Consider the following 1,283-nt stretch of genomic DNA (forward strand, 5'->3'; position numbering starts at 1 on the left):
CCTGGTCCTGCTCGGCGGCGGACGGCGCTTCGGCGCGGTCCGCGAGCCCCGCACCGCCGCGGCGCCGGGCAGCTGGCCGCGGGCCCTCGTGGTGGGCGCCGGTGTGCTCGCGGTGACCCTGCTGGTCCCGGGCCTGGTGCCCGGCTTCGTCAACGGCGCGTTCCCCCAGGGCAGCGGTCTCGCCGGCGATCGCGCCTCCGGGGTGGGCCCGCTGCGGGTCGTGGGACAGGACCTGCGCTCCGCGCAGCAGCTGCCGCGCCTCGAGTACACGACGAGCACGGACGAGCCCGAGCTGCTCCGGGTCCTCACCCTCGCCGACTTCTCCGGGGCGGAGTGGTTCCCGGACACCACCGGGCTGGACCCCGAGCTCGACGACCTCGGCCCCACCCCGCTGCACCCCGTGGGCGGGGGCCCCGAGCGCAGCACCGCCGTGGAGCTGCGGGACTGGTCCGAGCGCTGGCTTCCGCTGCCGTGGGCGCCCGTGGACGTGGCGGGGCTCGAGGACGGCGGCTGGGCCTGGAGCCCGCTCGACCTCACCGTGCACGGGGAGCAGGTCCCGCCGGAGGGCACCGCCTACGAGGTCCGCTCGATCGTGCCCGAGCCCACGTCCGCGCGGCTGCGCGAGGCCCCCGCCGCGCCGGACTCCCCGGAGCTCGCCCCGTTCCGCGAACTGCCGGGCGAGACCCCGGCCGCCCTCCGGGACGCGGCCCGGGAGCGGGCGGGGGACGCCCCCACCGCCTTCGACCAGGCCCTGGCCCTGCAGGAGTGGCTGCGCTCGGACGAGTTCCGCTACGACGTGGACGCCCCGCTCGCGCAGGGCCACGACGCCGGCGGCATGGCCTCGCTCGAGGAGTTCCTGGCCGTGCGCACGGGCTACGCCGGGCACTTCGCCCCGGCGATGGCCGTCATGGCCCGGGAGCTCGGCATCCCCGCCCGCGTGGCGGTCGGCTACCTCCCAGCCACCGGCGCCGCCCCGGACGGGTCGGCGGACGCCGACGAGCCGTTCGGGGACGCGGCGGAGGCGGGCGCCTTCACGGTCCTGCCCCGCGACGCGCACGCGTGGCCGGAGCTGTGGTTCGAGGGCTCCGGGTGGGTGCGCTTCGAGCCGACCCCCGGCACCGGCGACCTCCCCGGCTACGCCGCCGAGGGGCCGCAGGACGGGGACGGGCAGTCGCAGGAGGGCGAGGGCACCGCGGAGCCCACCGGCGCCCCGACCGACGCCCCCACCCCGGCGAGCACGGCGGACAGCCCCGACGAGGACGCCCCCTCCGCCGAGCCGACCG

Annotated in this window: 1 protein-coding gene; it reads left to right on the forward strand. The window is 79.0% G+C overall.

All coding sequences use genetic code 11. From position 1 onward, the window contains the following. Positions 1-1,283 (forward strand): DUF3488 and transglutaminase-like domain-containing protein (locus tag CRM73_RS19290; RefSeq protein WP_229588808.1); only part of this gene is annotated, 1,283 nt, incomplete at both ends.

It is taken from the genome of Kocuria sp. CCUG 69068 (assembly GCF_020833785.1).
GTDB classification, from domain to species: Bacteria; Actinomycetota; Actinomycetes; order Actinomycetales; family Micrococcaceae; genus Kocuria; species Kocuria rosea.